This is a genomic window from Paenibacillus tianmuensis, assembly GCF_900100345.1.
In the GTDB taxonomy this organism is placed as follows: Bacteria; Bacillota; Bacilli; order Paenibacillales; family NBRC-103111; genus Paenibacillus_G; species Paenibacillus_G tianmuensis.
The window spans coordinates 1-1679 of record NZ_FMTT01000103.1 but is presented as its reverse complement, the minus strand read 5'-3'; the positions used below and the strand labels follow the sequence as shown (position 1 = coordinate 1679).

Sequence of the window (1679 nt, the reverse complement as noted above, 5' to 3'; positions counted from 1 at the left end):
ACAACAATATCCTGTCGATTGTAGGCTTTGTAATCCTCCCACTTGTCTGGCGCATGGTGTGGATAGTTCCTTGTGCGGCCGCCGTTCGTCTTCGTCGGCTTGCACGGGACGCTGAAATACTTGATCAGCGCCTTGCCCTTAGCGTCCTTCTGGGCCTCAAGCTTCAACACCTCGGCCACGCCCTCCAGATAACCCGGCAGCCCGAGCGTCAGCGCATGGACGGCCGTGCAGCGCCAGTGAAGCGGATCGCATTCGATGCCGAAGTGCTTGGCGATAGCTGTCCGCTCAAACGCTGCGTTGAAGGCTGTTTTCGTGACAGTGCTTGAGCGGAGCGCGTCCATTACGTCCTTTGGGATGTCTTCGAAGGCGGTCAGGTCGACCACCGTCACCGGTTCGTCGTCGAATGCGAAGCCGAACAATAGAATTTCAAAGTCTGGCGCCTCAACGTAACGGTGGACACCAGCGGTTTTTAGGTCCACGCTGCTATAGGTTTCAAGGTCGATTTGGAGAACAGTCATACACCTAAGACCGCCAGCAATACACTTTTGCATATCGCCTCTGATGGAGAATCAGCTTGAACAGCGCAATCTTTGCCACCCGGCATAAATGGTCGAGCAATCCATTTACCGAAACTAGTCGGATATAATCCAATTTGAAATCGATCCATGATTTCAGGCTTTTGAAGCACCTGAATCGCGTCGTTCATGTCCGTAGATGGCTTAAAATCATAAACGGATTCTTTCTCATCACTCATGGTTACTCGGTCACCGTTCGCCCAGCAAGCTTGACATCTGCTTGATGTCTCCAGATCCCCGGTTTCCCATCCGCACTCTGGGCAGATATAAACCTCGCGCACATTAAGCTTGAACCCCATGACATTATGAGCAACGGCCCCGTCTAATTTCCTGTCAGGCTTTAATGTTAGAATTTGATCACGTGTCACAGTTTCTTCCCTCCATGCCGCTGCGGCCGCGTCGCGTTGTACGTCATTTTCTCCCGGATGGCCGCCTCCAGATCGATGCCAAGATACCCGCAGGTATCGAAGATGCGGATCACCGTATCCGCCAGCTCCACCGGAATACCGCACGGTTTTTCGCCTTCGTAGTAGATTTCCCGGAAACCCCGGCCGTCCCGGTGCTCCTCCAGTGCCTCGGACAACTCACTATGCATCAAAGCAATCACTTCGCCAAAGGTACGGGGCTCCTCGTACCAGCCTTTGTCGATCGCGTTATCATGGGCAGCTTGGACAAATTCGTCGATACTCTGAGGCTCATTGTCAATGAATCCAATAGGCCGCTTCTCCTCAACCTGCACTGCCATGCCTTGCTCATTTCTCTTTACAAAGAACCGTTCTTGCTTCCATTCCATAAGATGAGGACCTCCCGGATATTTTTATAAGAAAGGGGACCCGCTGCCGAATCCCCTTCATACTGAATTAATTCAAATAATCTTCGTCGTCGCCGTCCAGATCGACGTCAAAATCCTCGTCCGCAAAATCGTCGTTGACGCTCGACCGACCACCAAGGAAGTCGCCATCCTGCACTTTGACAACGTTGTTCAAGCCAGCCGCGACGCCGCGGTTCCCCTTCGCATCGAACGGATAGAAGTTAAGGCTCACTTTGGCATAGCAGCCGGAGTAAACCTCCGTGGTGTCCGTAATCTCCTGAAACTTGGGCTTG

The 1679-nt window shown here is 52.6% G+C and carries 3 protein-coding genes and 1 pseudogene; all 4 read right to left on the bottom strand.

What is annotated here, in order from left to right; translation table 11 throughout:
- A pseudogene (locus tag BLO51_RS28290) lies at positions 1-518 on the bottom strand (hypothetical protein); the annotation flags it as partial.
- Positions 515-943, bottom strand: a complete 429-nt coding sequence (locus BLO51_RS28285) for a BC1872 family protein (protein WP_090677480.1) — start codon at positions 941-943, stop codon at positions 515-517. The gene BLO51_RS28285 and the pseudogene BLO51_RS28290, both read right to left, overlap by 4 nt.
- Positions 940-1368 (bottom strand): nucleoside triphosphate pyrophosphohydrolase family protein, encoded by a 429-nt coding sequence (locus BLO51_RS28280; protein WP_245719880.1) that lies wholly within the window; start codon positions 1366-1368, stop codon positions 940-942. Before BLO51_RS28280 ends, BLO51_RS28285 begins: the two co-directional genes overlap by 4 nt.
- 67 nt (positions 1369-1435) lie before the next feature.
- Positions 1436-1679, bottom strand: a 244-nt coding sequence (locus BLO51_RS28275; RefSeq protein ID WP_143007031.1) for an ssDNA-binding protein, incomplete at its 5' end; no start/stop codon positions are given.